Origin of the sequence: Burkholderia sp. IDO3, from assembly GCF_003366075.1 — a bacterium.
GTDB classification, from domain to species: domain Bacteria; phylum Pseudomonadota; class Gammaproteobacteria; order Burkholderiales; family Burkholderiaceae; genus Burkholderia; species Burkholderia anthina.
Window position 1 is genome coordinate 157,331 of sequence record NZ_CP028963.1, and the last position, 26,770, is coordinate 184,100.

At 67.4% G+C, this 26,770-nt stretch carries 22 protein-coding genes, 1 tRNA gene and 2 riboswitches; of the genes, 9 read left to right on the top strand and 14 right to left on the bottom strand.

The annotated features are described in order from the left end of the window. Positions 1-113 precede the first annotated feature (113 nt). Complete coding sequence (vapB, locus tag DCN14_RS15125; protein WP_096506786.1) at positions 114-350, top strand: type II toxin-antitoxin system VapB family antitoxin; 237 nt, start codon at positions 114-116, stop codon at positions 348-350. Then, positions 350-751, top strand: a complete 402-nt coding sequence (locus DCN14_RS15130) for a type II toxin-antitoxin system VapC family toxin (RefSeq protein ID WP_096506680.1) — start codon at positions 350-352, stop codon at positions 749-751. Before vapB ends, DCN14_RS15130 begins: the two co-directional genes overlap by 1 nt. Before the next feature lie 67 nt (positions 752-818). On the opposite strand, the gene DCN14_RS15135 is transcribed toward DCN14_RS15130, so the two are convergent. The 8 genes from DCN14_RS15135 to DCN14_RS15170 all read right to left on the bottom strand — a co-directional run bounded on the left by DCN14_RS15135 (position 819) and on the right by DCN14_RS15170 (position 11,162). Continuing rightward, the gene (locus DCN14_RS15135) at positions 819-2,207 is read right to left on the bottom strand and encodes an L-serine ammonia-lyase (protein WP_096506679.1); all 1,389 of its coding nucleotides are present in this window, start codon (positions 2,205-2,207) and stop codon (positions 819-821) included. Positions 2,208-2,237: 30 nt separating this feature from the next. Continuing rightward, positions 2,238-3,374: an alginate lyase family protein gene (locus DCN14_RS15140; protein ID WP_096506678.1), complete on the bottom strand. Its 1,137-nt coding sequence runs from the start codon at positions 3,372-3,374 to the stop codon at positions 2,238-2,240. A gap of 151 nt (positions 3,375-3,525) precedes the next feature. Next, complete coding sequence (gene gcvP, locus DCN14_RS15145) at positions 3,526-6,453, bottom strand: aminomethyl-transferring glycine dehydrogenase (protein WP_096506677.1); 2,928 nt, start codon at positions 6,451-6,453, stop codon at positions 3,526-3,528. Positions 6,454-6,515: 62 nt separating this feature from the next. Continuing rightward, complete coding sequence (gcvH, locus tag DCN14_RS15150; RefSeq protein WP_096506676.1) at positions 6,516-6,896, bottom strand: glycine cleavage system protein GcvH; 381 nt, start codon at positions 6,894-6,896, stop codon at positions 6,516-6,518. 125 nt (positions 6,897-7,021) lie between these two features. Then, positions 7,022-8,140, bottom strand: coding sequence for a glycine cleavage system aminomethyltransferase GcvT (gene gcvT, locus DCN14_RS15155; RefSeq protein ID WP_096506675.1), 1,119 nt, complete (start codon positions 8,138-8,140; stop codon positions 7,022-7,024). An 85-nt stretch (positions 8,141-8,225) separates the two neighbouring features. After that, positions 8,226-8,357: riboswitch (glycine riboswitch) on the bottom strand. 31 nt (positions 8,358-8,388) lie between these two features. Beyond that, positions 8,389-8,492, bottom strand: a riboswitch (glycine riboswitch). Positions 8,493-8,603: 111 nt separating this feature from the next. Next, positions 8,604-8,972, bottom strand: coding sequence for a hypothetical protein (locus DCN14_RS15160; RefSeq protein WP_096506674.1), 369 nt, complete (start codon positions 8,970-8,972; stop codon positions 8,604-8,606). 213 nt (positions 8,973-9,185) lie between these two features. Then, positions 9,186-10,238 carry an oxidoreductase gene (locus tag DCN14_RS15165; protein WP_096506673.1) on the bottom strand — a complete coding sequence of 351 codons (1,053 nt, stop codon included), beginning with the start codon at positions 10,236-10,238 and terminating at the stop codon, positions 9,186-9,188. A gap of 213 nt (positions 10,239-10,451) precedes the next feature. Further along, positions 10,452-11,162 (bottom strand): SGNH/GDSL hydrolase family protein, encoded by a 711-nt coding sequence (locus DCN14_RS15170; RefSeq protein WP_096506672.1) that lies wholly within the window; start codon positions 11,160-11,162, stop codon positions 10,452-10,454. Positions 11,163-11,445: 283 nt separating this feature from the next. On the opposite strand from DCN14_RS15170, the gene DCN14_RS15175 reads away from it, so the two are divergent. Continuing rightward, a complete protein-coding gene (locus tag DCN14_RS15175; protein ID WP_096506671.1) occupies positions 11,446-13,533 on the top strand; it encodes a UvrD-helicase domain-containing protein in 2,088 nt (695 codons plus the stop codon). Between the two features lie 108 nt (positions 13,534-13,641). Here DCN14_RS15175 and DCN14_RS15180 read toward each other — a convergent pair whose 3' ends face one another. After that, positions 13,642-14,541: a c-type cytochrome gene (locus DCN14_RS15180; protein ID WP_096506670.1), complete on the bottom strand. Its 900-nt coding sequence runs from the start codon at positions 14,539-14,541 to the stop codon at positions 13,642-13,644. A gap of 260 nt (positions 14,542-14,801) precedes the next feature. Here DCN14_RS15180 and DCN14_RS15185 point away from each other — a divergent pair. Continuing rightward, positions 14,802-14,877: transfer RNA gene (locus DCN14_RS15185), tRNA-Arg, on the top strand. Between the two features lie 247 nt (positions 14,878-15,124). Beyond that, positions 15,125-16,702, top strand: coding sequence for a TIGR04222 domain-containing membrane protein (locus DCN14_RS15190; RefSeq protein WP_096506669.1), 1,578 nt, complete (start codon positions 15,125-15,127; stop codon positions 16,700-16,702). A 149-nt stretch (positions 16,703-16,851) separates the two neighbouring features. On the opposite strand, the gene DCN14_RS15195 is transcribed toward DCN14_RS15190, so the two are convergent. The 3 genes from DCN14_RS15195 to DCN14_RS15205 form a co-directional block, all read right to left on the bottom strand. Beyond that, a complete protein-coding gene (locus tag DCN14_RS15195; RefSeq protein ID WP_096506668.1) occupies positions 16,852-17,151 on the bottom strand; it encodes a flagellar protein FliT in 300 nt (99 codons plus the stop codon). A 22-nt stretch (positions 17,152-17,173) separates the two neighbouring features. Next, the gene (gene fliD, locus DCN14_RS15200) at positions 17,174-18,676 is read right to left on the bottom strand and encodes a flagellar filament capping protein FliD (RefSeq protein ID WP_096506667.1); all 1,503 of its coding nucleotides are present in this window, start codon (positions 18,674-18,676) and stop codon (positions 17,174-17,176) included. Positions 18,677-18,847: 171 nt separating this feature from the next. Then, positions 18,848-20,335: a flagellin gene (locus DCN14_RS15205; RefSeq protein WP_096506666.1), complete on the bottom strand. Its 1,488-nt coding sequence runs from the start codon at positions 20,333-20,335 to the stop codon at positions 18,848-18,850. Between DCN14_RS15205 and DCN14_RS37990 the strand changes: the two genes are divergently transcribed. Next, positions 20,334-20,618 carry a hypothetical protein gene (locus tag DCN14_RS37990; RefSeq protein ID WP_143331694.1) on the top strand — a complete coding sequence of 95 codons (285 nt, stop codon included), beginning with the start codon at positions 20,334-20,336 and terminating at the stop codon, positions 20,616-20,618. The two genes, DCN14_RS15205 and DCN14_RS37990, sit on opposite strands and share 2 nt — an antisense overlap. Before the next feature lie 235 nt (positions 20,619-20,853). Next, the gene (gene rpsU, locus DCN14_RS15210; RefSeq protein ID WP_006401410.1) at positions 20,854-21,066 is read left to right on the top strand and encodes a 30S ribosomal protein S21; all 213 of its coding nucleotides are present in this window, start codon (positions 20,854-20,856) and stop codon (positions 21,064-21,066) included. A 122-nt stretch (positions 21,067-21,188) separates the two neighbouring features. Here rpsU and DCN14_RS15215 read toward each other — a convergent pair whose 3' ends face one another. Next, positions 21,189-23,312, bottom strand: a complete 2,124-nt coding sequence (locus DCN14_RS15215; protein WP_096506665.1) for a TonB-dependent receptor — start codon at positions 23,310-23,312, stop codon at positions 21,189-21,191. 228 nt (positions 23,313-23,540) lie between these two features. Here DCN14_RS15215 and DCN14_RS15220 point away from each other — a divergent pair, with 228 nt between their 5' ends. Continuing rightward, complete coding sequence (locus tag DCN14_RS15220) at positions 23,541-24,854, top strand: PepSY-associated TM helix domain-containing protein (protein WP_240327369.1); 1,314 nt, start codon at positions 23,541-23,543, stop codon at positions 24,852-24,854. A 13-nt stretch (positions 24,855-24,867) separates the two neighbouring features. Here DCN14_RS15220 and DCN14_RS15225 read toward each other — a convergent pair whose 3' ends face one another. Then, positions 24,868-25,470, bottom strand: a complete 603-nt coding sequence (locus DCN14_RS15225; RefSeq protein ID WP_096506664.1) for a DNA-3-methyladenine glycosylase I — start codon at positions 25,468-25,470, stop codon at positions 24,868-24,870. Between the two features lie 141 nt (positions 25,471-25,611). Between DCN14_RS15225 and DCN14_RS15230 the strand changes: the two genes are divergently transcribed. Beyond that, the gene (locus DCN14_RS15230) at positions 25,612-26,493 is read left to right on the top strand and encodes a BadF/BadG/BcrA/BcrD ATPase family protein (protein WP_096506663.1); all 882 of its coding nucleotides are present in this window, start codon (positions 25,612-25,614) and stop codon (positions 26,491-26,493) included. The last annotated feature ends 277 nt before the right edge of the window (positions 26,494-26,770 follow it).

Here is a 26,770-nt window from a genome sequence, read left to right on the forward strand (position 1 = left end):
CACGGCCAATCGACGCACGGAGCGCCATTGGAAGGCTTATGTACACACATGGATTTACATCGCAGACCGCATCGGATAATGTACATCCTATGTACATCCGAGCGGAGATCGACATGCATACCACGAAGGTATTCCGGAACGGCAACTCGCAGGCCGTGCGGATTCCCGCCGACCTCGCCTATGAGCGCAGCGATATCGAGCTGGAAATCGAGCGCGTGGGTGACGAAATCCGTATTCGGCCGATGCGGCGGCCTTTGACCCAGGCACTCCGGAAATTCGCGAAGTTCGGGCCGGACTTCATGGCCGAAGGGCGCGGGGATCAGGAGCAGGCCGAACGCGAGGGTGTGTGATGCCGCGCTACATGCTCGACACCAACATGTGCATCTATTTGATGAGGCATCAGCCGGAGCCGGTCGCGAGACGATTTGCGCAGTGTTACACGGGGGACGTCGTGATGTCGGCGATCACGTACGCCGAGCTGGAGTACGGTGTCGCCGTGTGCGCGAGTCCTGCGCGGGAGCGGCACAATCTTGCCGCGCTGATCGACGATATTCCTGTCGCGCCGTTCGACGTCGCGGCTGCGCAAGCATACGGCCCGGTTCGCGAGGCCGCCCGCGAGCGGAAGAAGGATCACCTCGATAAATTGATCGCGGCTCATGCGGTGTCGCTCGACGTCGTCCTCGTGACCAACAACGAGCGGGATTTCGTCAGCTATCCGGGATTGCGGCTGGAGAATTGGCTGAACGACTAGCGTCGGGTGTCATGTCCGGCGGTAATGCGGGGTAGCGATCCGCCCCGCGTTACCGCCGGCTCCCGCATCAGCACTCGACGATATTCACCGCCAGCCCGCCGCGCGACGTTTCCTTGTACTTCGTCTTCATGTCGGCGCCCGTCTCGCGCATCGTCTTGATCACCGAGTCGAGCGACACGTAGTGCGAGCCGTCGCCGCGCAGCGCCATGCGCGCCGCGTTGACGGCCTTCACCGACGCCATCGCATTACGCTCGATGCACGGGATCTGCACCATCCCGCCGACCGGGTCGCAGGTGAGGCCGAGGTTGTGCTCCATCCCGATCTCGGCCGCGTTCTCGACCTGGCGCGGCGTGCCGCCGAGCACGGCCGCGAGCGCGCCGGCCGCCATCGAGCACGCGACGCCCACTTCGCCCTGGCAGCCCACTTCCGCACCCGAAATCGACGCGTTGAGCTTGTAAAGAACGCCGATCGCGGCAGCCGTCAGCAGGAAGTCGATCACGCCTTGCTCGTTCGCGCCCGGCGTGAAGCGCGTGTAGTAATGCAGCACCGCCGGGATGATGCCGGCCGCGCCGTTGGTCGGCGCGGTGACCACACGGCCGCCGGCCGCGTTTTCCTCGTTGACGGCGATCGCGTACAGGTTGATCCAGTCGACCATCGACAGCGGGTCCTGCAGCGCGCGCTCCGGGTTGCCGGTCAGTGCGCGATACAGCTGCGGCGCGCGGCGCTTGACCTGGAACGGGCCGGGCAGGTTGCCGTCGGCCTCCGGGTTGCCGATCCCGCAGCCGCGCGACACGCACGACTGCATCACGGCCCAGATCTTCAGCAGCCCGTCGCGCGTTTCTTCCTCGGTGTGCCACGCACGCTCGTTTTCCCACATCAGTTGCGCGATCGACTTGCCGGTCGATTCGGTCAGCGCGAGCAGCTCGGCGCCGGTGCGAAACGGATGCGTCATCTGCTCGGCCGCGCTCAGCACCTTCGTGTTCGGCGCGCCGGCCGTCACGACGAAGCCGCCGCCGACCGACAGGTAGGTCCGTTCGACCAGCACCGTGTCGTTCGCGTCGGACGCGCGCAGTTTCATCCCGTTCGGATGCTCGGGCAGCGCCTGCCGGTAGAACGCGATGTTCTCCTTCAGCACGAACGGCACCGGGTGCGTGCCGAGCAGCGCGAGCTGCTTCGTCTTGCGGATGTCTTCGAGCCGCGCGTCGATCGTCTCGGGATCGACGGTGTCGGGCGCGTCGCCGAGCAGGCCGAGCATCACGCCGCGGTCGGTGCCATGGCCTTTGCCGGTCGCCCCCAGCGAGCCGTACAGCTCGACCTTCACGTTGGCCGTCGCGTCGAGCAGCCCGTCGCGCTCGAGGCCCTGGACGAACATCAGCGCCGCGCGCATCGGTCCGACCGTATGCGAACTGGACGGACCGATGCCGATCTTGAAGAGGTCAAACACGCTGACTGCCATTTCGATTCCTGCCTTGCTTTAAGAATAGTGCTAGCGCGCCTGCAATGGCAGGCACGCGGCCAGCCATGCGGGCGGCATGGGGGATAGCTGCCGCGCGACGCGGGCATAGCGCCCGTCGAGCCGCGCGGCCAGATGAAAGAGTTCGGTGGCGTTTTTCGGGTCCCACTGCCCCGTGTAGCCGGGCAAGCCGGCTTCGCGGCGTTTCGCGTCGAACGGCACCGGCGAATTCACGAATTCCTCGTGGGTCTTCTCGCCGAGCGCATACGGCACGAGCCAGTCGAGCGCCGCCGCGAGCGTCGCGCCGTTCGCGCCGCGCTCGCGCAGCCAGTTGCGGTTGAAGCGGCGCGCGGCCAGCGCGGCCGTCACCAGCGGCTGCAGGTCGTACACCGCGTAATGCAGCGCATCGCGTTCGTCGAAATCCCAGGTCTTGCCGTCCGGGCCGATGTTGTCCGCGAGATGCTCGACGAACAGCCGCTGCGCGGCGTTCATCATCTTGCGGTCGCCGAGCGTGAACGCGGACAGCGCGATCAGCTTGATCCGGTGGCTCTGCCAGTTGTTGCGCCAGATGCCGGTGAGCGGCCGCTTCTGCGCATCCACCTGCGCGACGTAGCCGGCGCCCAGCTTCGCGATGAAGGCCGCCGTTGCGTTGCGCGTCTTGACCGGCAGCGCGCTCGCCGTCATGTCGTACGCGATGATCAGGCTGTCGAAGCGCGTCTCGTCGATCGGGTTGAAGCTCGGCTGGTAAGTCGAAACCCACGCGGACAGGAAGCGGTCGACGAGCTGCAGATAACGCGGCGCATTCGTCACGCGCCATGCGAGCGCGGCGTCGCGCATCAGCTCCATGTCCTTCAGCGCTTCGGCACTCTGGTCGTAGATGCCTTCGTGCGGCAGCGTGCCCTCGGTGTGCACGCGCGCCATCGCCTTCGGCTGGTCGCCGATGTGCGCGTCGACGCTGCGGATCAGCGCCTGCACGCCCGGCTCGGCCTGCGTCGTCTCGCTCGCCTGCAATGCGGGCGCCGCGCAGAAATTCATCGCGGCATGCGCATTGCCGGCCGCGCCGAGGCCGGCAGCGGCAAACGACAGCGACGCGACGAGCAGCGGCGCGAAACGGCGCGTGCGCGCCCGCTTCGGCACTGCACCATGGCCCGGAAACATCGGACGCACCATGCGGAACTCCTTGATTGGCTGGATCGCGTTTGATGTTAGCCGGATTGGCGGGCGAGCGTGAACCGGATGGTCGGGAGATGAACGCAAAAACCGCACGCAACCGGCGGTTGCGTGCGGTTCGGTCATGGCGGACTCCGGTGTGCAGCGGGCGTTATGCGTATTCCGACATCGGCACGCACGAGCAGAACAGGTTGCGGTCGCCGTAGGCGTTGTCCGCACGGCCGACCGGCGGCCAGTACTTGTTCGTGCCCAGCGACGCGACCGGGTACGCAGCCTGCTCGCGCGAGTACGCGTGCGGCCATTCGTTCGCGGTGACGACGGCTGCCGTGTGCGGTGCGTGACGCAGCGGGTTGTCCTCGCGATCGGCGCGGCCTTCCTCGACTGCGCGGATTTCGTCGCGGATCGCGATCATCGCGGCGATGAAGCGGTCGAGTTCTTCCTGCGATTCCGATTCGGTCGGCTCGACCATCAGCGTGCCCGGCACCGGGAAGCTCATCGTCGGTGCGTGGAAGCCGTAGTCCATCAGGCGCTTCGCGACGTCGTCGACGCTGATGCCGCTCGTTTCCTTGAGCGGACGCAGGTCGAGAATGCACTCGTGCGCGACCAGCCCGCCCGGGCCCGAATACAGCACCGGGTAGTGCGGCGCGAGGCGCTTTGCGATGTAGTTCGCGTTGAGGATCGCGGTTTCGGTGGCGGCGGTCAGGTTCTTCGCGCCCATCATCGCGATGTACATCCACGAGATCGGCAGGATCGACGCCGAGCCGTAAGGTGCCGCCGACACCGCGCCGATGCCGTCTTCCGCGCGTGCGTAGCCGGTCGAACGCTGGTTCGGCAGGAACTTCGCGAGGTGCGCGCCGACCGCGACCGGGCCGACGCCCGGGCCGCCGCCGCCGTGCGGGATGCAGAAGGTCTTGTGCAGGTTCAGGTGCGACACGTCGCCGCCGAACTGGCCCGGCGCGGTCAGGCCGACCATCGCGTTCATGTTCGCGCCGTCGACGTACACCTGGCCGCCGTGCGCATGGACGATCTCGCAGATCTCGCGGACGTTCTGTTCGAACACGCCGTGCGTCGACGGATACGTGATCATGATCGCCGCGAGGTCGTTCGAATGCTGTTCGGCCTTTGCCTTCAGGTCGGCGATGTCGACGTTGCCCTGCGCGTCGCACGCGACGACCACGACCTTCATGCCGGCCATGTGTGCGGAGGCCGGGTTCGTGCCGTGCGCGGACGCCGGGATCAGGCACACGTCGCGATGCGCTTCGCCGCGCGAGGCGTGGTAAGCGTGGATGACCAGCAGGCCCGCGTACTCGCCCTGCGAGCCGGCGTTCGGCTGCAGCGACACGGCCGCGTAGCCGGTGGCCGCGACGAGCATCTGCTCGAGCTGGTCGATCATCTCGCGGTAGCCGACGGTCTGCTCGGCCGGTGCGAACGGGTGGATCTGGCCGAATTCGGGCCACGTGACGGGCAGCATTTCCGACGTCGCGTTCAGCTTCATCGTGCACGAGCCGAGCGGGATCATCGAGCGGTCGAGCGCGAGATCCTTGTCCGACAGGCTGCGCAGGTAGCGCAGCATTTCGGTTTCGGAATGGTGGCGGTTGAACACGTGGTGCGTCAGGTACGCGCTCGTGCGCTCGAGGCCGGCCGGCAGCGCGGCGACGCCGGCGAGGCCTGCGTCCAGCGCGTCGACGGTCGGCGCGGTGCCGCCGGCTGCCTGGGCGAACACGGCGAGGAGATCGGCGAGGTCGTCGCGGGTCGTCGTTTCGTCGACCGACACGCCGACTTGCGTGTCGCTCACGCGGCGCAGGTTGATGCGCTTGGCCTTCGCGAGTTCATGGATCTGCGCGGTGCGCGCGCCGGTGTCGATCGTCAGCGTGTCGAAGAACGTGTCGTTGACGGTCGCGAAGCCGAGGTGCTTCACGCCGGCGGCGAGCAGCGCCGCGATGCGGTTCACGCGCAGCGCGATCGTCTTCAGGCCGTGCGGGCCGTGGTAGACCGCGTACATGCTCGCCATGATCGCGAGCAGCGCCTGCGCGGTACACACGTTCGACGTCGCCTTCTCGCGGCGGATGTGCTGTTCGCGCGTTTGCAGCGCGAGGCGCAGCGCGGGCTTGCCCTGCGCGTCGACGGTCACGCCGACGAGGCGGCCCGGCATCTGGCGCTTGAATTCGTCGCGCACGGCCATGTAGGCAGCGTGCGGGCCGCCGAAGCCCATCGGCACGCCGAAGCGCTGCGTGTTGCCGACCGCGACGTCCGCACCCCAGTCGCCGGGCGGCGTGAGCACGGTGAGCGCGAGCAGGTCGGCCGCGACGACGACATGGCCGCCGGCCGCGTGGATGGCTTCGGTGAGCGCGCGGTAGTCGCGCACGTCGCCGTTGACGCCCGGGTATTGCAGCAGCACGCCGAACGCGTTCGCTTGCGCGGCATCGGCGGCCGGGCCGGTCTTCACTTCGATGCCGACCGGCAGCGCGCGCGTGCGGATCACTTCAAGCGTTTGCGGCAGCACGTCGTCGGCGACGTAGAACACGTTCGACTTCGGCTTGCCGGTGCGCTGCAGCAGCGTCATCGCTTCGGCCGCGGCGGTGGCTTCGTCGAGCAGCGACGCGTTCGAGATCGCGAGACCGGTCAGGTCGGCGACCATCTGCTGGAAGTTCAGGAGCGCTTCGAGGCGACCCTGGGAAATTTCGGGCTGGTACGGCGTGTAAGCCGTGTACCACGCCGGGTTTTCGAGCACGTTGCGCAGGATCACGGCCGGCGTGTGCGAGTCGTAATAGCCCTGGCCGATATACGAGCGGAACACCTGGTTCTTGTCCGCGAGCGCGCGCAGCGCGGCGAGGGCTTCGGCCTCGCTCTTCGGTTGCGCGAACGGGCCGAGCGGCAGCGTTTCGGCGCGGCGGATCGAGGCCGGGATCACGGCGTCCATCAGGGCGGCGCGCGACGCGAAGCCGAGCGTGTCGAGCATGGCCTGCTGGCTGGCGGCATCGGGGCCGATGTGGCGTTCTGCGAACGCGTCGTGCGTTTCGAGCGCGGCGAGCGAGAGGGGCGTGCGGTTCATCAGGCGGTCCGGGTGTTCGAGCTTCATGGCGTGACTCTGGTCCCGCGCGAGGCCGGCTGGCCGGCTCCGCGCGGTTCGGGTAAGGAAAATTAGTCGATCAGCTTGCTGTAGGCGTCAGCGTCGATCAGCTTGTCGGTCGATGCGCCGGCCGCGAGCTTGATCTTGAAGAGCCATACGCCGTACGCGTCGCTGTTGACTTCTTCCGGCGAGTCGACGGCTTCTTCGTTGATGGCGATGATCTCGCCGGACACCGGCGAGTAGATGTCGGATGCCGCCTTCACCGATTCGACGACGCCGACGGCGTCGCCCGCGTTCACCGACTTGCCGACTTGCGGCAGCTCGAGGAAGACGATGTCGCCGAGCGTGCTCTGTGCGTGATCGGTGATGCCGACCGTCAGCGTGCCGTCTGCTTCGGTGCGGATCCACTCGTGTTCGTCGGTGTATTTCAGATCGGCCGGGACGTTGCTCATCGGATGCTCCTGGATAAAAGGTGTGTTCGTTATGCTGGCGCGCCGCCGGGGCGCGCCGGGTGTGGTTGCGCCGGGCGCCATTTCCCGGCTTTCCGGGAGGCGGCCTCCCGGTCGCTTCTCGGTCGTTACGCAGCGAGGACCTTGCCGTTGCGCACGAACGGCAGTTTTACCACGCGCGCGGGAAGTTGCTTGTCTCGAATCTGCACATGAATGGTGTCGCCGACCTGGACGGCCGCCGGCACGCGCGCGAACGCGATCGATTCCTGCATCGACGGCGAGAACGTGCCGCTCGTGATTTCGCCTTCGCCGTGCGGCGTGACGACTTTCTGGTGTGCGCGCAGCACGCCGCCCGCCTTGCCGTTTTCCTTTTGCAGGATCAGGCCGACGAAGGCGGCACGCGAGCCGTCGCGCTCGAGCGCGGCACGGCCGACGAATTCGCGCGGTGCCGACAGGTCGACCGTCCATGCGAGGCCCGCGTCGAGCGGCGACACGTTGTCGTCCATGTCCTGGCCGTACAGGTTCATGCCGGCCTCGAGGCGCAGCGTGTCGCGCGCGCCGAGCCCGCACGGGCGCACGCCGTTCTGCTGCAGCGCGTTCCACAGGGCTTCCACGTGCACGGCCGGGACGATCACTTCGAAGCCGTCTTCACCGGTGTAGCCGGTGCGTGCGATGGTGAGATCGCCGAACGGCGTGCCGGCGACCTGCGCGGCGTTGAACGGCTTCAGTTCGCTGGTGGCGGCGCGTGCGGCGGGCACCGTCGCCCAGGCTTTTTCGCGTGCGTTCGGGCCCTGAACGGCGACGATCGCGAAATCGCGGCGCGGCGCGATGGTCAGGCCGTAGCCGCCTTGTTCGTTGAGCTGGTTGAACCACGCGATGTCTTTCTCGGCCGTGCCGGCGTTGACGACGACGCGGAAGAAGTCTTCGGTGAAGTAATAGACGATCAGGTCGTCGACGACGCCGCCCTGCGGATTGAGCAGGCACGAGTAGAGCGCCTTGCCGGGAATCTTGAGCTTGCCGACGTTGTTCGCGATCGCGTGCTCGAAGAATGCGCGCACGCGGCTGCCGGTGAAATCGACGACGCACATGTGCGACACGTCGAACATGCCGGCATCGGTGCGCACGGCTTCGTGTTCTTCGATCTGCGAGCCGTAGTTGACGGGCATGTCCCAGCCGCCGAAGTCGACCATGCGGGCATTGAGCGCGCGGTGCGCGGCGTTGAGCGGGGTGTGATTCAGTGCAGTCATCGAGGCCTCAGGCAAGGCGCTTGCGCGCGGGTCAGAACGGCCATGTGCCGACCACTGCGGCCGTGTGGCCTGCGAGCGATCCGGTACATGCCCCTCTGTCCTCGATACCTGAGAGATTGCGCTGCGGCAAAGCCGGCGAACGCGCGCCCCTTCGGTGGGCAGCTTGCCTGCGCCGCATAGGCGCAACGGGCTACTGCCGCTCTCCAGAGTGCGGGGAGTGCGGCCCGCGCGATGCGCGGACGGGATTCCCCGACGCGGTCGGTCCTTTTGCCTGAGAGTTTGCGGGTGTGCCCCTTCGGCGGCGCGACCGGCGTTCCAGCTACGCGGTCACACGCTCTCCCGACGCGTGCGGGCGACTGTACGCGAGCGGGTGGGCATTGTCAATTTGAGCAAAAAAATGTCGCTTCGCGACAAGCGGCGGCATGGCGCGCCGCCGCTTTTTCGCCGCCGGCGGGCGCCGGCGTTACTCGCCGATCGCGCGTGCGGCCGTGTCGAGTTCCTGGTTCAGCACGCGCTGCTCGTCGCCGGACAGGCCGCCGCCGTGCTGGGTCGACATGTCGTTCGACTCCTGGCGGATCACGTCGAGGCGATGGTGCAGTTGCGCGCCGTACGGCGGCGGGTAGTAGCCGCCGTTCACGCGTGCGTCGATCCGGCGATGCAGGTTGTCGATCCTGCCCTGGATCTCCAGCAAGCGATCGTTCGCGACGACTTGCGGGTTCGGCCGCGGCGGGGGCGGCGGCGCCTGTCGCGCCGGCCGCTGCGGCTGCACGACACAGGCCGCGAGCGTGGAAACCAGGACGCAGCATGCCGCTGCGCGAATCAACCGTTGCATCACATTCTCCTGACGGTTTGGTGTCGAATCGACTTTTTGAGAAACGCGTCAGACCGGCTCACCGCTGACTTTCGTTCCCGCACCATTTGTAACGGAATGTTCGGAGCGGCGCCGCCGCGGTGGCGCCGCACGGGGGCTGCCCGCGCGCTGCGCGGCAACGCACGGGGCGGGGGCAGCGTGCGACCGGGTCGGCACTGACCCGGCCGGCGGCGGTCAGACTATCCGGCGCACGAAGGGTATCCGGCGGCCGTCGTGCTCGCTCTGTGCGGCGAGTTCGATGATCGTCATCACGTCGACGGCATCCTGCGGCGTGACCGGGAACGGCGCGCCGTCGTGGACCGACGCGGCGAGCGCGCGATAGAACTCCGCGTACTGGCCGTCGAGCGTCGGCACCGGCCGTTCGATCTCGACTTCGCCGTCGAGCACGCGCAGCACGCCGGGCGGATTGCCGCCGCCGAATTCGACGTCGTCCGGCGTGAGGCCGGCCTTCAACTGGTCTTCCTGCGTGTCGAGCCCGAACTTCTGATAGCTGCCGCGCGTGCCGTGCAGCGTGAAGCGGGCGGGTTCGATCGCCGACAGCGCACTCGCGTGCAGCGCGACGTCCTTGTCCGGATAGCCGAGCAGCAGGTGCACGAAGTCGGGCGCCGTGCCGTTGTCGCGGCGCGTCTTGACCGTCGCGCTCACCGTCTCCGGCAGCCCGAACAGCGCGAGCGCCTGGTCGATCAGGTGCGGGCCGAGGTCCAGCAGCAGGCCGCCGCCGCGCGCGGGCTCCTCGCGCCAGCGCGTGCGCGGGGTCGGCCGGAAGCGGTCGAAGTGCGACGTGAAATAAGTGAGCCGGCCGAGTTCGCCCGATTCGACGATGCGGCGCACGGTGAGGAAGTCGCCGTCCCAGCGGCGATTGTGGAACGGTGCGAACAGGCGGCTGCGTGCATTCGCGAGCCGCGCGAGCGCGAGCGCTTCGTCGGCGGTGAGCGTGACGGGCTTGTCGACCACGACGTGGCGGCCGGCTTCGAGCACTTGACGCGCGAGCGCGAAGTGCGTGTCGTTGGGCGTGGCGATCACCACGCAGTCGATGTCATCGAGGCCGAGCAGCGTATCGAGATCGGGGACGATGCGCGCGCCCGGATACGCGGCGCGCGCGCGATCGGCCTGGCCGGTCGCGATCGCGGCGACCTCGGTGTGGCCGCTCGTGGCGATCACGGGCGCGTGGAACGTCGCGCCGGCGAAACCGAAACCCATCAAACCAATCCTGAGCAATGACGACATGGCAATCCCTGGCTGCGAACGAAACGAAAGGATGGATGGCGTGCCGCGAAGGCGCGGGCACGACCGGCTATTTTGGCACGGCGCGACGGCGCGTATCGGCGCGTTCGGCAAAACGCGCGGCTCGGCCCGGCGCATGCGCGGATGAGGCCGGCGTTTGGCGCGGCGCCGGATGGCGCCGGGCGCTTCCGACCGGTGGGGCGGCGCCGGCCCGCGTCATGCGCCGGCCCGCTGCCGCAGTATGGCGCTCGCGACCTGTGCGGCCCAGGCCGAGCAGGCCGCTGCGCCGGGATGGAAGCCGTCGGCGGCCATCAGATGGCGTTCGAGCGGCAGCGCGACGCGCAGGAACGTGCAGTGCGGCTGCGTCGCGGCCCAGTCGGCGAGCGCCGCGTTGAGCCGTTTCGCGCGCAGTCCGAGATACCACGCGAGCGGCTGCGGCAGTGCCGGAAAGCGCTCCATCGGCGGCACCGCCGACAGGATCACGTGCCCCACCCGAAAGCGCGCCGTGAGCAGCCGCACGAGCTCGGCCTGCCGGGCTTGCCAGCGCGCCGGCGGCACGCCGCCCGTCACGTCGTTGACGCCGAGCGACGTCACCGCCACGTCGAACGGCTCGGCCGGCTCGGTCGCGAGCCAGTCGACGAGTTCCCGCGTGGTGAGGCCCGTGCGCGCGAGCAGCTTCCAGCCGACCCGGTGCGTGGCCGCCAGCGTGCGCGCCAGCTGGCCGGACAGCGCGTCGTGCTGCGTCGCCACGCCGACGCCCGCGGCGGCCGAATCGCCGACCACCAGCACGCGCAGCGGCGGGCCGTCGCCGGCGACGCCGTCGCGCGGGCCGGCCGCTTCGGGCAGGCGCGGCGTGACGCGGCGCACGTGGCGCCCCTGGAGGAAGAGCAGCGGGCCGAGGGCGGCGGTGGCGAGCGGGTATCCCATGAAGTCGATCCGGTGGCGTGCATGCGGGCGCGGCGCGGGGGGGGGGGGGCGCCGACGTCCGTTCATTGTGGCCGATCGCGCCGCGCATGGGGCCGGATTGGCCGTTCGGACAGGGGACGGAACGGCACTCCGCCTGCGCGGCCCCGTCCGGCGGCGCTCCCGAAATCCGAGCCGCCGACGTGTTAACATGCGCGTCCTGCCCGCGTGTCCGCCTGCATTCCAGGCCCGCCGCGCGCGGCATCCTCCCGGCGTCCCGCCGTCAACCGCAACATCATCCGCCATCATGTCCGCAGGCCTCAACCCCGCTCAGAACGAAGCGGTGCGCTACCTCGACGGTCCCTGCCTCGTGCTCGCCGGCGCGGGCAGCGGCAAGACCCGCGTGATCACGCAGAAGATCGCGCACCTGATCGAAGCCAAAGGCTTCGAGCCGCGCCACATCGCGGCCGTCACGTTCACGAACAAGGCGGCTGCCGAAATGCGCGAGCGCGTGTCGAAGCTGCTGGAGGGCAAGACGCTCACCACGCCCGGCAAGGAAGGCCGCAAGGTGCCCGTCAACCAGCTCACCGTGTGTACGTTCCACTCGCTCGGCGTGCAGATCCTGCGTCAGGAGGCCGAGCACGTCGGCCTGAAGCCGCAGTTCTCGATCATGGATTCGGACGACTGCTTCGGGATGATCCAGGAACAGCTCGGCACCACCGACAAGGGGCTGATCCGCAAGATCCAGAGCATCATCTCGCTGTGGAAGAACGGCTTGATCATGCCTGACGAGGCGATGGCGATCGCGGCGAACGAGGATGAGCACCAGGCCGCGATCGTCTACCGCAACTACGTCGCAACGCTGCATGCGTACCAGGCGGTCGACTTCGACGACCTGATCCGCCTGCCGGCCGAGCTGTTCGAAAAGAACGAGCAGGTGCGCGACCGCTGGCAGAACAAGCTGCGCTACTTGCTGATCGACGAATACCAGGACACCAACGCGTGCCAGTACGAACTGGTGAAGCTGCTCGCAGGCAAGCGCGCCGCGTTCACGGCGGTGGGCGACGACGACCAGGCGATTTACGGCTGGCGCGGCGCGACGCTCGAGAACCTCGCGCAGCTCGGCAAGGATTTCCCGAACCTGCACTTGATCAAGCTCGAGCAGAACTACCGGTCGACGGTGCGGATCCTGACCGCCGCGAACAACGTGATCGCGAACAACCCGAAGCTGTTCGAGAAGAAGCTGTGGTCCGAGCACGGGATGGGCGATTCGATCACCGTCACGCCGTGCAACGACGAGGAGCATGAAGCCGAGTCGGTCGTGTTCCGGCTGTCCGCGCACAAGTTCGAGCGGCGCGCGCAGTTTCGCGACTACGCGATCCTGTATCGCGGCAACTTTCAGGCGCGGATCTTCGAGCAGGTGCTGCGGCGCGAGCGGATCCCGTACGTGCTGTCGGGCGGCCAGTCGTTCTTCGACAAGGCCGAGATCAAGGATCTGTGCGCATACCTGCGCCTGATCGCGAACGCCGACGACGATCCCGCGTTCATCCGCGCGGTCACGACGCCGCGCCGCGGGATCGGCAACACCACGCTCGAAGCGCTCGGCTCGTTCGCGGGCCAGGCCAAAGTGTCGCTGTTCGAGGCTGTGTACATGGGCGGGATCGAGGCGCGGTTGTCCGCGCGCCAGGTCGAGCCGCTGCGGATGTTCTGCGACTTCATCCAGCGGCTCACCGATCGCGCGGACAAGGAGCCCGCGACCATCGTGCTCGACGACATGATGGAAGCCATCCACTACGAGGCCTACCTGTACGACGCGTTCGACGAACGGCAGGCGCAATCGAAGTGGCAGAACGTGCTCGAATTCCTCGAGTGGCTCAAGCGCAAGGGCACCAAGCCCGAGACGGAAGCCGTCGACGGCGAGGCCGAGGGTTTCCACAACGCGGACGGGCTGGCGGACACCGGCAAGAACCTGCTCGGCCTGATCCAGACCGTCGCGCTGATGTCGATGCTCGAGGGCAAGGAAGAGGATCCGGACGCCGTGCGGCTGTCGACCGTCCATGCGTCGAAGGGGCTCGAGTATCCGCACGTGTTCCTGGTCGGCGTCGAGGAAGGCATCATGCCGCACCGCGGCGGCAGCGAGGACGACGGCCCGATCGACAGCGAGCGGATCGAGGAAGAGCGCCGGCTGATGTACGTCGCGATCACGCGCGCGCAGCGCAGCCTGCACCTCAACTGGTGCAAGAAGCGCAAGCGGGCGCGCGAGACGGTCGTGTGCGAGCCGTCGCGCTTCATCCCGGAGATGGGGCTCGACGAAGCGCCGCCGCCCACGCCGGAAGAGGCGCCGATGACGCCGAAGGATCGGCTCGCGAGCCTGAAGGCGCTGCTGCAGAAGTGACGCGGCGTGCGGCGGCGGCCTGACGTCCGGTCGATCCGCGACCAAAACAAAACCCCCGCGATGCGCGTGCGCCGCGGGGGTTTTTTCTGGCCGGTGGATCGGCGGGCGTTACTTCGCCGCGTTGACCATGTAGTCGACGGCCGCCTTCACGTCGGCGTCGGACGCGTTCGACCCGCCCTTCGGCGGCATCGCGCCCTTGCCGTGCAGCGCGTAGTTGTAGATGGTGTCCATCGGATCCTTCAGGCGCGGCGCCCAGTCATCCTTGCTGCCGAACTTCGGCGCGCCGAGCACGCCGGCGGCGTGACACGCCTGGCATACCTGCGTGTACAGCGCCTTGCCGGCCGATGCGGCGTCGGCGCTGGTCGGCGCGGCCGCGGGCGCTTCGCCGGCTTTCGGAATCGCGGCGATCGCAGCCATCGCGGCGGCGGCTTGCGCGTTCGACGCATCGGCGCCCGATGCGCCTGCCGCGCCCGCGGCCCCGCTTGCTGCCGGCGCTGCATTCGCGGCCGGTGCGGCCGGTTCGGGGAAGTTCGCACCGTCGTTGTTCGCCATGTAGACGATCGCGCGGGCGATTTCATAGTCGCTGACGTCGTCGGGGCTCGTGCCGCCGCGCGGCGGCATCGCGCCCTTGCCGGACAGCGCCGTCTTCAGCAGCGTGTCGAAGCCCTGCGCGATGCGCGGCGCCCAGTCATCCTTGTTCCCGAACTTCGGCGCACCCGCGGCGCCCGTGCCGTGACAGGTCACGCAGACGGCCTTGTAGACTTCCTCGCCGGTCTTGTACGTGCGTGGCGCATTGGCGTCCTTCACGGTGACCTGCGCGATCGGCGCGATACGCGCGGCGACCTGGTCGTCGGATAGCGCATCCGTGCCGGCGCCCGAACGGAACGCGTGGTTGGCATAAGTGGCAAAGAGGACGATCAGGGCGATCGGAATCGCGAACGACGCGATGATGACGGCAATCAACTGCCCGGGAGTTTTGACGGGAGATTCGTGGGGTGCTTCGCTCATGCTTGCCTCGTCTCCGTGAATAGGAATTGTGAGCGCGGTGCAACGGCAAATGGCAATCCAATGAAGCACGGTCGATTATAGACGGAACGTTTACATGACGGCGAGCGGCGCGATGGCGCGTGTTTACCCGCACGAATGGCGCGCTGGCGGGGATTCGGCGGGAAGGTGGACGCGTCATGGGAAACCGGGTATCCTTGCCGTCTTGCCCATGGTGGGCGGCCGGTTTATTGGGGTCGTTTCACTGTCGCGCACTGTCACACGCGCCCGTAGCTCAATGGATAGAGTACTGCCCTCCGAAGGCAGGGGTTGCTGGTTCGATCCCAGCCGGGCGCGCCAAATTGCCTGATTCCAGGCGTTGAATTTCCCGAATCGTTTCCTGAAGTGTCCGCAGAGCGGCGTTGTGCAATCGGTCGAGTCCGCATGACTTCCCGGTGCTGTGCAGTCACGTCGACGCAAGGGCGTATCGGCGTCGGCCGGTCGTTTCCTGCGTGGTTTCACCGTCGCGCCGGTATGCGAGAATCCCTCGCAACGACAACTCCAGACGTCGATCGCGGCGGCCGTCCGCGCATCGCGCCGACTTTCGATGGCAGCCCTTCCGTCCTCTCCGACCACAGGCGATGTCTGCGTGCCGACCGACGCGCAGCAGGCGCTGCTCGCGCGCCTGCAAGCCTATTCCCCCGATGACTCGAATGCCGCGCTGCCGTACAGCCGGCGCCTTGCCGACGCGCAAGGCTGGACGCATGCGCACGCGCTCGCCGTGATCGACGAATACAAGCGCTTCGCATTCCTTGCACAAGCGGCCGGGCATCCGGTTACGCCGTCGATCGCGGTCGACGCCGCGTGGCATTTTCATCTGCAATACACGGTCGAGTACTGGGACGTGTTCTGCGCCGGTGTACTGCACGCGCGCCTGCATCACATGCCGGGCACCGGTGCGCCGGACGAAGCCGAGGTGTATGCGCAGCGCTACCGCGACACGCTCGGCAGCTATCGCCGGCTGTTCGGCTGCGAGCCGCCCGAAGCGATCTGGCCATGTCCCGATGCGCGGCCGGCCGACGCCGGAGCGCCGCGGGCGGAAGCGGGCAGGGCAGCAGCGGAGCCGGAGCGTGCGGCCGGTCCCGCAGTCCGCCGGACATGGCGCGACCGGCTGCCGAAGGCGATCGTGCCGGCGGCTGCCGCGAGCGTCATTGCGACGGCCGCATCGGCACGGGACTTCGACGTCCTGAACTACACGGGCCCGCAATTTCTCGCGTTCTATGTACCCGTCTGCATCGCCGCGCTGCTGCTGATCGTGGTGCTGCAACAGATCGAATACCGGTGTCGGCGCAGGCGCGCGCAGGAAGTCGCGTCGGGCCTGACGGTCGAGGAGGCCGCGTATCTCGTCGGCGACGAGGCGCGAGCCGTGCAGGTCGCGACGCTGTCGCTCGTTCGCTCGGGTGCGATCGACTTGCTGCCGGGCGGGCGAGTCGGTGCACGTGTGCTGGGGGCGCGCGTGCAGATCGTCGATGCGTCACGGGCCGGCGCATACGCGGGCGAATGCGAATGGCTGGCGGCACAGCCTGCCGGGGAAGCGAGCTTCGGCGCGTTCCGTCAGCTTCTTGCGCGCCGCGTGTCCGGCTATGCGAGCGCGTTGCGCGGGCGCGGCTGGCTGTGGGCTTCCGGTGAAATGCGGGCGGCGCGGATGGCCGCGCGTGCGGTCGCGCTGGTCGTGCTCGGCACGGGGGCGGCGAAGCTCGCGGTCGGGCTCGGTCGGGGCCGGCCGGTTCTGCTGCTCGCCGTCAGCATGGTGGCATTCGCGATCGCATACCGCATCGTCGCGCGGCGTCTGACGGGTTTCGGACGCAGCGGCCTGACGGTCGGCGCACGGACGGCGCTCGCCGCCCAGCGGAGCGCGCGCCGTGACGAACCTGATTCGCCGGACGCGCTGTTGTGGGCCGCCGCGCTGTCCGGCGCCGGCGTGCTCGCGGGCACCGCATGGGCCGCGCATTCGATCCTGCTGATGGAGCCGCCGCCGGTGCCGCCAAGCGCTGCCCGCGGCGGCGGATCCGTTGGTTCGACGTCCAGCTCGTCCGATTCCGGGACGAATTGCTCGTCGTCGAGTTCGTGCAGCTCGAGCTCGTGCAGTTCGAGCAGTTGCGGCGGGTGTTCGTCGAGTACCTGAATGCGATTCGCGTTGCGCCGTGCCGTCGGTGCGTACCGGATCGACGGACAAAAAAAATACCCGCGCGAACGCGGGCACGAGTCGAACGAGCACGCCCTTACTTCGGCGTGTAGTGCTTGTTGTCCGTCGGTACGTCTTCGCGGGCGCCGTTACAGGCGCGCCATGTGGTGATATTCGCTGACGGCCTGCACACGCCCCATGGCCGCGTGATACTCGTCGGCGAGTTCGCGCTGCGCGAGATGCGCTTCGGCAAAAATACGCGCGTTGCTGGCCTGAATGCGGCGAATCGCGGCGAGACCTTCCGGCGGCTGGCTCGCCGTCATCGTCATGAGCAGCGGCGAGCGGACTTCCGCGAGACGCGCGGCTTCCGCCCAGTCGGCCATCGACGCTGCGTGTTCGATGTCGTCGGTGAGCGCGTTCAGCCGCTCGATCAGTTCGTGCTGTTCCATTTTTCCGCCTCGTGCACGCTGCTTACTTGTTGTTCGACAACGCGCCGGCGCTGTTCGTGCCGCCGAACAGCTGCGTCAGGTATTGCGAATTGTTGTTCATCGTCGCCATCAGCGTGTTCAGCGCGGTGAATTGCGCCTGGTACTGGTTCGTCAGTTGAGTCGTGTAGTCGGCCAGGTTCGACTGCTGTTGCGTGATGCTCTTCAGGTCGGCGTTGAGTGCGGACGTCCGCACGTCGATCAGGCCGCCCGTCTGGGTGAATTTGGTGATGGCCGTCGACATTTGCGCGCCGATGCCGTTGGTCGAGTTGAACAGTGCGGCGACGCCCGCCGCGTTGTTCTGCAGCGCGGTATTGAGCTTGGTGCTGTCGGCCTGCAGCGTACCGTCGGCCTGCAGCGTGATGCCGATCGACGACAGCGTCAGCGTCGAGTTGCCGCTCTTCACGCCCGTCGTGGCGAGCGACGCGAGCGTGTTCTTGATGGTGTTCAGCGTCGAGTCGCCGAGCAGCGGGCCTTGCGTGGTCGCGCCGGACGTGAACTGGGTGAGCGTGCCCATCGTCGTGACGAGGGTGTTGTACAGGCTCACGAAATTGTTGATCGCCGTGGCTTGCGACTTCGTGTCGGGCGCGATCGTCAGGGTCTGCGCCTGCGCGTCGCCGACCGCGGCGGACGTCAGGTTCAGCGTGACGCCGGCGATCGCCGAAGTCACCGTGTTGGTCGAGCTCGTTGCGCTGATGCCGTTGATCGAGAACGCGGCATCCTGGCCGGGCGTGCTCTGCGACCAGGCGGCATTGGGGTTGATGGACGTGAAGGTCGACGGACCGCCATTCTGGCCGGGGACGGACGTGACGCCGAGATTCGACAGTCCGGCGTCGTCGCTCAGATTGCTGACCGCGACGCTGATCGTGTTGGACGCGCCGGTCGATGCCGAACTCAGCACGAGGTGGGCGCCGTCGGTGCCGGTGACGACCGTTGCCGTGATGCCCGGGTTGCCCGATGCGCCGTTGATCGCGGCCGCGATGCCGGCCACCGTGTTGTTCGAGCTGTCGACGTTGACGGAGAACGACTGGGTGCCGAGCGACAGGGCCAGCGTGCCGCTGCCGAGGCCCTTGGTCGGGTCGGTGAAGCCGACCGACGACAACGCCTGCGCGGACGCGACCCGGCTCACGTTCACGTTGTAGGTGCCGGCGACCGCGCCCTGGCCGGCCGTCGCGGTGAGGCCGTCGCCGCTCGGCGTCGCGGTGAAGGTGCTCTGCAGCGTGCCGTTGGTGAGGGTCGTCAGGCCGGCCTGCAGCGCGCTCAACGCGGCCGACAGCGTGCCGTACGCGGAAATCTGGGTGTTGTCGGAGGTTTGCTGCGCGGTCAGCGCGGATGTCTGGCCGGCCGTTTTCGCGTTCACGAGCGCCGTCACGAGGGAGTTGACGTCCATCGTCGTGTTGCCGGTCGAGCCGCTGATGATCGACTGCGCGGCTTGCTGAAGCGCGCTGTCCGCGTTGGCGCTGGACGTACTGGTGTTGACGGTGGACATATGATGGCTCCGTGCCCCGGATGAGCGATGCGTATGGGGTTATCGAACGCGTAATGCGTGAAGGCCTGCGGTGTTGCGTTTTCGGTTGATTTCGGCCTGTACAGGCCAAAGCGCCCGGGGCGCCGCGCGTTGCTTTGCGCGAAACCCCGGGCGTGACAGCGAGAAGCGATATTACTGCAGGAGCTTCAGGACCTGCTGCGGCAGCGAGTTCGCTTGCGCGAGCACCGAGATGCCGGCCTGCTGCAGCACCTGTGCCTTGCTCAGGTTCGCGGTTTCCTGCGCGAAGTTCGCGTCCTGGATTTGCGACTGGGCTTGCGACAGGTTGGTCGACTGCGTTTGCTGCGTCGTGCTGATCGCGGTGAAGCGGTTTTGCGCGGCGCCGAGGTTTGCCTGCATGTTGTTGACGGTCGCCAAGGCATTGTCGATCGATTCCATTGCCTGCGTTGCGCCGTCCGTCGTGCTGATATCGATGTTGGCGACCTTCGGCGGCGCATTGTTGGCATTGACCGAGGTGATGCCGCTGGATGCGGCGGCAGCATTCGCGCCCATGAAAAACGCACCGTTGCTCGTCAGGAACGACGTGGCGGTCAGCGAGCCGCCTGCGGTACCGGTTGCGTTGGTCACCGTGAACAAGGCGTTGATTGCCGGAGTCGACAGGCCCGCGCCGTTCTGATCGAAGAACTGGAAGTTGCCCGAGCCGTCGGTCTTGACCGTCACCGATGTGATGGCAGCACCTGAAGTGACTGCTGCGCCGCTCTGATCAAGACTCAGGCCGGAAATCGTGCCGAGGAGGGTGCCTGCAGTACCGGGCGCTGCCGTAGTGTTGGCGGTGTTGCCGGCGTTGATCGCAGCCAGGTCCGTGACTGCCGCCGCGTTGGCTGCCGTCTGGGTCGCCGTACCCGAGAGTGCCCCCTTCGGCGTGAGCGTGAGCGCCGTGCCGGAGCCGGTCACGGTGCCGGAGAACAGGGAACTGGTGGCCGTTGCCGACAATGCTTGGTTGTTCTGGTCGGTGAACGTGAAGCCGCCTTTGCCGTCGGCCAGGACGTTGATCGACGTAACCGTTGCGCCACTCGTGACCGCGTTGCCGTTGTTGTCGAGGCTAAGGCCCGACAGCGTGCCGACTGTCGAACCTTTTGCCGGCAGGCCGGTACCCAGGGTGAACGCAGAAACGTTCTGCGTCAGGTTCAGCGAAATCGTCTGACCGACGTTTGCGCCAACCTGGAAGCTGATGTTACCTGCCGAACCATCCAGCACATTCTTGCCGTTGTAGTTCGTTTGCGAAGCGATACGGTTCACTTCAGCGATCTGCTGCGTGACTTCCTGTTGCAGCGCTTGCTGGTCGCTCGACGACAGCGAGCCGCTCGAGGATTGCACGGCCAGCTGGCGGATACGCTGCAGGCTCGACGTGATCTGCGACAGGCCGCTCGATGCGGTCTGGATCATCGACACGCCGTCGTTCGCGTTCGACACGCCCTGGTTCAGGCCGTTGATCTGCGTTTGCATGCGGGTCGCGATTGCGAGGCCTGCCGCGTCGTCGGCCGCGCTGTTGATGCGCTTGCCCGAGGACAGGCGGGTGATTGCCTGCGACAGGGCGTTTTGCGAGCCGTTGAGGTTCTGCTGAGCAACCAGCGAGTTGATGTTGCTATTGATTCCGAGCATGGAAATTCTCCTGTTTAAGCCGAAAGCCCTGGAAAGCCGTTTTGGCATCGGCGGAAGCACTCGTTCATTGCTGGCCGCCTCAGAGCAGGATTTCGGCGGCCCAAAACAAAACTTGAGGGCATCGTTATCATTCGGCCCGATTTTTTGTCGTTCTTTGTCATTTCGACCGGACCCGACACGGCGCCGGATAAAAACGGGGGCGGAATGGCTCGGCTGCGATGTGGTGCGGATGCGCACGCGCGATCGACAAAAGGATGGTTTTGTCTGTGATTCCCTGATATGATGGCGGGCTGAATTGAGATTTTCTGTCACGCCTATGCCGTTACGGCATTCCTGCTGGCAGTCAAACGCGGCGCTGCACGCGGCTTGTGAAGCGTACTCGCGGTGCTTTCCGCCTCTCTTTTCCGGCCTCCGAGGCCGTATTTCCGCTCGTTTCGCCTGTTGTGGGAACGCCCGGATGGCCGGTGCGTGGCGCTTGGCCGCTACGTTTTTGACCGTTTAAGCAATTTAGGAACGACATGACGACGATTCTTCTGAAAGAAAACGAGCCGTTCGAAGTGGCGATTCGCCGCTTTCGCCGTGCTATCGAAAAAAATGGCCTGATCGCTGAACTGCGCGAACGCCAGTCCTACGAAAAGCCGACCGCAGTCCGCAAGCGCAAGAAGGCAGCAGCCGTCAAGCGCCTGCACAAGCGCCTGCGCAGCCAGATGCTGCCGAAGAAGCTCCACTAAGAGCGTCTGACGGTTCGCCGCGAAACGGCGGAGTGTGCTTCGAAAGAAGCCGCTCCGCCGTTTTGCTTTTTGGCGCCGGTTTGGCGGTTTCGACCGGCGGCTCGGGCCGCCGGCCGCTTCGCTCAGAAGTCGATTTTTGCGTTCAGGCTCACCGTGCGCGGGTCGCCCGGCTTCACATAGTCGGCGTACTGGTATTCCCAGTAGCGGCGGTTCAGCACGTTGTCGATCGATGCGCGCAGCGTCACGTCGTGGCGGCCGATGCGCGTCAGGTAGCGCGCGCCGGCATTGACGACGAGGAAGCCGGGCGCGTCGAGCCCGCCCGCCGCGCGTAGCGGCGTCGCGCCGGTGAATTTCGCGTCGATGCCGAGCGTCAGGCCCGGAACGCCCGGCACCGCATAGCCGAGGTCGCCCGCAAGCACGAAGCGTGGGGCGCCCGCGACGCGGTTGCCATTGTTGCCGATCCCGTTCGCATACCACGCGTCGAGCAGCATCGCATCGACGCCCGCGTGCCAGCGCGCGCCGAGTTTCGCGCGCGCGCCGAATTCGATCCCCTGGATCACCGATTCGCCATCCTGCACGTAGACGTTCGCGGCGTTCGCATATTCGGCGCTGCGCTCGACGCGGAACAGCGCGGCCGTCGCGCTCCAGCGCGCATGCTCGCTCTTGATCCCCAGTTCGTACTGCTTGCTGCGCAGCGGCTTGAGCGTCTGGCCGGCGTTGGCGTAAACGTCGTTCACGCGGCTGCCGGGCTCGAGCGATTCGGTGTAGCTCGCGTATGCGGTGGTGGTCGGCGCGAGCTTGACCATCACCGCGAACGTCGGCGTCACGACGCCGTTCCGGCTGTAGCCGGGATCTTCGGCGCCGCTCGACTCGAACGAGCGCTGCTCGTAGTTCATGTAGCGCACGCCGGCGAGTACCGACCAGCGTTCGGTGAGTTGCACGGTGTCGCTCGCGAACAGCGATTTCTGCGTGATCTCGCTCGTGCGGTACTGGACGAAGCCGTGCGGGCTCTCGTAGCGGTACGGGTTCGGCGAATAGAGATTGCCCGTGCCGAGCGGCACGTACACGCTGTTCGCCGAATAGTCGTTCGTCTGTTTCTGCCATGACGCGCCGAGCACGATCTGGTGGCTGAACGGGCCGGTGCGCACCTTGCCCTCGACCATCGCGCGCCACTGGCTGAAGCGGTTGTCCTCCAGCCCGGCATAACGGCTGTCCGAGTAGTCGCCGGCCGCATTCTCCAGGGACAGCGTGCTTTCGTTGCGGTCGCGCGTCGACCGGCTGTAGCTGTACGCGACGTCGAGCTGCCAGTCGGGCGCGAGCTGGTACTGCAGCCCGGCCGTGTAAAGCTGCAGGTTTGTGTTCAGGTACTGGTCCTTGCCGCCGAGATTCGTCGTGCCGCCGCTGATCGTCGCGGGTAGCGCGCCGCCCGGATAGCCGCCGACGAAGATCGACGGCGTCTGGCCCGACGCGCGGCGCTCCTGGTACAGCGCGCCGAACGTCACCGACAGGTCGCGGGTGAGGTTCGCCTGCAGCGCGAGCGACACGCTGTCGCGGCGAATGTTGCCGTCGTTGTACGTCTTGCCCTCCTCGTGCGTCGCGTTCAGCCGCGCGCCGAACATGTTGTCCGGCCCGAAGCGCTGGCCGAGATCGGCGTGCTCGGTCCAGACGGCGGTGCTGCGATAGCCGACGTCGATGCTGCGCACGGGTTCGGCGGTCGGCTGCTTCGTCACGTAGTTGACGACGCCGCCAGGCGTCACGAAACCGTAGAGGAAACCGCCGAGCCCTTTCAGCAACTCGACGCGTTCGAGCTGCTCGTACGGCATGGTGACGCCGTACGAGATGAACGGCAGCCCGTCGATCTTGTAGCCGTTCTGCCAGTCGAGCTGCATGCCGCGCACGGTCACGTAGTTGGCCCACGCGCTGTATGCGCCGCTGTTGTCGGACACGGCCGCATCGTTCGCGAACACGTCGCCGAGCTTGTACGGCTGACGTGCCTCGAGTTCTTCGGACGTCACGATGGTCGTCGAGAACGGCGTGTCGAGCTGGCGGCGCGCGCCGAGCGCGCCGGCCGACAGCTCGTCGGTCAGGTGCTGCGGCGAATCGTGCGCGGCCGTGATGTTGAGGGCCGGCAGCAGCGCGGCATCGCCGGGCGAATCGTCCGCGTGCGCGAGCGACGCGGCGAAGCAGGCGAGGACGGCCGCCATACGGCGCGGGCGAACGGGAGGACAGGCGAGGCAGACAGTCATGGCAGGTGAATAAAAACGCGAGTAAGAATCATTCTCGTTGCGTTAAAATGTCGCGCATCGTATCAAAACTCGCGTCACGCGCAACAATTCCATGCCGCGCGCAAGGACTTCCGGCCGAGCATCGTCACGGCGGGACGGTTGTCGCGGCGCCTTACAGCCAATGACCTGCATCACGTCGATCCCGAGCCGCCATTCGTGCCGGCCCGCTTTCCTTTCGCGGGGCGCGCGATGAATGCGCTCCTGCGACCGTTTCTCGTTCGCCTGCACCGCTGGTTCGGTCTGGCGATCGCGCTGTTCCTGTTCGTCGCGGGCCTCACCGGCGCGCTGATCGCATGGGATCACGAGCTCGACGCCGCACTGAACCCGGATTTCTACGTCGCGCGCAGCGATGCCGCACCGCTGACGCCGCTCGCACTCGCGGCGCGCGTCGAGGCTGCCGATCCGCGCGTCCAGGTGACTTACCTGCCGCTGGCAACCGAGCCGGGACACACGCTGCAGGCGGGCGTGACGCCGCGCGCCGATTCGGCGACCGGCCGGTTGCCCGTGCTCGATTTCAACCAGATCGCGGTCGATCCCGCGACGGGCGCCGTGCAAGCGCGCCGCGAATGGGGCGCGCTATCGCTCGCGCGGCTCGATCTGATGCCGTTCATCTACCGGCTGCACTATTCGCTGTTTCTGCCCATGTATGGCGGGATCAACTTCGGGTTCTGGGTGATGGGCATGGTCGGCATCGTCTGGGCGCTCGACAGCCTGATCGCGCTGGTGCTCGCGTTTCCGAACCCGAAGAGCTGGCGCAAGTCGTTCGCGTTTCGCGTGCGCCGCGGCGGTTATCCGCTCGTATTCGATCTGCACCGCTCGGGCGGTGTCTGGGTGTGGGGACTGCTGCTGGTCGTTGCCGTCACATCGATTTCGATGAATCTCGCCGTGCCGCTCGTGCGTCCGCTCGTGTCGCTGGTTTCGCCGCTTGCCGAGACGCCGTACACGAATCCCGAACATTTTCCGCCGGCCCCGCCGGGCAGCCATGTGCTGCCGCGCGAGCGGATCGTCGAACTCGCGCGCTCGGCCGGACGCGAAGCCGGGATCGCCGCGCCGCCCGGCGCGCTGCTGTTCGCGCCGGCGATGAACGTCTACGCGGTCGGGTTCTTCACGCCCGGCAACGACCACGGAGACGTCGGGCTCGGCAACGCGTGGCTCTACTGGGACGCGGTGACCGGCAAGCCCGTTGCCGCGCAGGTGCCGGGCCGCGGCTCGGCCGGCGACCTGTTCATGCAGGCGCAGTTTCCGCTGCACTCGGGGCGGATCGCCGGCGTGGCGGGCCGTATCGCGGTGAGTGTGCTCGGCATCGTCATCGCGATGCTCAGCGTGACGGGTATCTGCATCTGGGTGAAGAAGCGCAGCGCACGGGTGCGGGCGGCGCGCAGCGTGCGCGCGGGCAGCCGCGCCGACGTCGTTACGCGTGGCGCGCCAGGCGACAGGCCAGGCCGCGACGGGGCGCGGGCGCCTGCCGATGCCCGGCGAGTTACCGATCCGGCCGGCCGATAAGGCTTCGCCGCTTTCAGCCCGCGTTGCCGCGCCGCGCCGGCTGCTTGCCGCCGAGCGCCGCACATTGCGCGTGGCACGGGCAGCCGACCTCGTGGTCGTTGACCATCCCGGTTGCCTGCATCAGCGCGTAGCAGATCGTCGAGCCGACGAACTTGCAGCCGTACGCCTTCAGCGCCTTGCTGAGCGCATCGGACTGGGCGGTCGACGCGGGGGCGTCGCGATACGACTGCCACGCATTCTGGATCGGCGTATGGTCGACGAACGACCACATGAATTGCGCGAGCGACCCGTGCTCGTCACGAATGCGCTGCACGGCCCGCGCATTGGTCACCGCGGACTCGACCTTCGCGCGGTTGCGCACGATGCCCGGATTCTCGAGCAGTTTCTCGATGCGTTTCGGCGTGAAGCGCGCGACCGCGTCGACGTCGAATTCCGCGAAGGCTTCGCGATAGCCGGCCCGCTTGTTCAGGATCGTCGACCATGACAGCCCCGCCTGCGCACCCTCCAGGATCAGCATTTCGAACAGGTGGCGGTCGTCACGCGACGGCACGCCCCATTCGGTATCGTGATAGTGAGCATCCGCTTCCGTCTTCACCCAATTGCACCGCTGCGACATCGTCCGCCTCGTTCCAGTGTCGATTCGATCGTGCCAGCATAGCGGAAGCCCCATGCACGGGATAGCTGGCCGAACGGCAGATGGGCGTGCGGTGCCGATCCGGTTAAGCTTGGCGCCTGTTCGAATCAGCGGGGTCAAGGCATGACGGCATTACTTTTTGCGATCGGCATCGACGGTGGCGGCACGGGCACGCGCGCGGTGCTGGCCGATCGGCACGGGAACGAGCTCGCGCAGGGGCGCGGCGGTCCGTCGGGCCTTGGCCTCGGCATCGAGCGCGCGTGGGCATCGATCGGCGCGGCCTGTGCCGACGCGTTCGGGCGCGCGGGGGGCGCGTTCGACTGGTCGCAGTGCGCGCTCGGCTGCGGGCTCGCGGGCGTCAACAATGCCGCGTGGCTTGCCGCGTTCCGCGCGCAGGCGCCGCTCGGCGCGCTCGCGATCGAGAGCGACGCCTATACGACCGTCGTCGGCGCGCACGGCGGCGCGCCGGGGCTCATCGTCGCGCTCGGCACGGGCAGCATCGCGGCGTCGCTCGATGCGGCGGGCACCTGCCGCATTTCGGGCGGCTTCGGCTTTCCGTCCGGCGACGAGGCGAGCGGCGCATGGCTCGGCATGCGCGCGCTCGCGTACGCGCAGCAGGCGCTCGACGGTCGCGTGCCGCGCGACGCGTTCGCCGACGCGCTGTTCGCGGAGACGGGCGCGCACGACCGCGACGCACTCGTCCAGTGGTCGTGCGATGCGAGTCAGACGATCTACGCGAGCCTTGCGCCGATCGTGCTTGCACACCGCACCCATCCTTATGCTGCCGCGCTGATCGCGCAGGCCGGCGACGAGATCGGCAAGATGATCGATGCGCTCGATCCGCATCAGGCGCTGCCGGTCGCGCTGTGCGGCGGGCTGGCCGACGCGCTTGCGCCGGCGGTGCCGGCGCGCCATGCCGCCCGGCTGCGCGCACCGATCGACGATTCCGCGCACGGTGCGTTGCGGCTCGCGCTGCGGACGTTGAAAGAAGCCGAAGCGGGTTGAACGGGAAAACGGCAGACTTGCCGGCGAAGGGCGAAGGGCGAAGGGCGAAGGGCGAAGGGCGAAGGGCGAAGGGCGAAGGGCGAAGGGCGAAGGGCGAAGGGCGAAGGGCGAAGGGCGAAGGGCGAAGGGCGAAGGGCGAAGGGCGAAGGGCGAAGGGCGAAGGGCGAAGGGCGAAGCCCGGCACACCGTCCCCGTCCCCATTCCCAGCCGCCCAACCGCCCGACGCGTCCACGTGCACGACGTTAAAATGACGGTTCCGCAGAATCCTGCGCGTCTT

Coding starts and splice junctions, on each gene's coding strand:
- vapB (WP_096506786.1), top strand. CDS start 114: ATGCATACCACGAAGGTATTCCGGAACGGCAACTCGCAGGCCGTGCGG.
- DCN14_RS15130 (WP_096506680.1), top strand. CDS start 350: ATGCCGCGCTACATGCTCGACACCAACATGTGCATCTATTTGATGAGG.
- DCN14_RS15135 (WP_096506679.1), bottom strand. CDS start 2,207: ATGGCAGTCAGCGTGTTTGACCTCTTCAAGATCGGCATCGGTCCGTCC.
- DCN14_RS15140 (WP_096506678.1), bottom strand. CDS start 3,374: ATGGTGCGTCCGATGTTTCCGGGCCATGGTGCAGTGCCGAAGCGGGCG.
- gcvP (WP_096506677.1), bottom strand. CDS start 6,453: ATGAAGCTCGAACACCCGGACCGCCTGATGAACCGCACGCCCCTCTCG.
- gcvH (WP_096506676.1), bottom strand. CDS start 6,896: ATGAGCAACGTCCCGGCCGATCTGAAATACACCGACGAACACGAGTGG.
- gcvT (WP_096506675.1), bottom strand. CDS start 8,140: ATGACTGCACTGAATCACACCCCGCTCAACGCCGCGCACCGCGCGCTC.
- DCN14_RS15160 (WP_096506674.1), bottom strand. CDS start 8,972: ATGCAACGGTTGATTCGCGCAGCGGCATGCTGCGTCCTGGTTTCCACG.
- DCN14_RS15165 (WP_096506673.1), bottom strand. CDS start 10,238: ATGTCGTCATTGCTCAGGATTGGTTTGATGGGTTTCGGTTTCGCCGGC.
- DCN14_RS15170 (WP_096506672.1), bottom strand. CDS start 11,162: ATGGGATACCCGCTCGCCACCGCCGCCCTCGGCCCGCTGCTCTTCCTC.
- DCN14_RS15175 (WP_096506671.1), top strand. CDS start 11,446: ATGTCCGCAGGCCTCAACCCCGCTCAGAACGAAGCGGTGCGCTACCTC.
- DCN14_RS15180 (WP_096506670.1), bottom strand. CDS start 14,541: ATGAGCGAAGCACCCCACGAATCTCCCGTCAAAACTCCCGGGCAGTTG.
- DCN14_RS15190 (WP_096506669.1), top strand. CDS start 15,125: ATGGCAGCCCTTCCGTCCTCTCCGACCACAGGCGATGTCTGCGTGCCG.
- DCN14_RS15195 (WP_096506668.1), bottom strand. CDS start 17,151: ATGGAACAGCACGAACTGATCGAGCGGCTGAACGCGCTCACCGACGAC.
- fliD (WP_096506667.1), bottom strand. CDS start 18,676: ATGTCCACCGTCAACACCAGTACGTCCAGCGCCAACGCGGACAGCGCG.
- DCN14_RS37990 (WP_143331694.1), top strand. CDS start 20,334: ATGGAAATTCTCCTGTTTAAGCCGAAAGCCCTGGAAAGCCGTTTTGGC.
- DCN14_RS15205 (WP_096506666.1), bottom strand. CDS start 20,335: ATGCTCGGAATCAATAGCAACATCAACTCGCTGGTTGCTCAGCAGAAC.
- rpsU (WP_006401410.1), top strand. CDS start 20,854: ATGACGACGATTCTTCTGAAAGAAAACGAGCCGTTCGAAGTGGCGATT.
- DCN14_RS15215 (WP_096506665.1), bottom strand. CDS start 23,312: ATGACTGTCTGCCTCGCCTGTCCTCCCGTTCGCCCGCGCCGTATGGCG.
- DCN14_RS15220 (WP_240327369.1), top strand. CDS start 23,541: ATGAATGCGCTCCTGCGACCGTTTCTCGTTCGCCTGCACCGCTGGTTC.
- DCN14_RS15225 (WP_096506664.1), bottom strand. CDS start 25,470: ATGTCGCAGCGGTGCAATTGGGTGAAGACGGAAGCGGATGCTCACTAT.
- DCN14_RS15230 (WP_096506663.1), top strand. CDS start 25,612: ATGACGGCATTACTTTTTGCGATCGGCATCGACGGTGGCGGCACGGGC.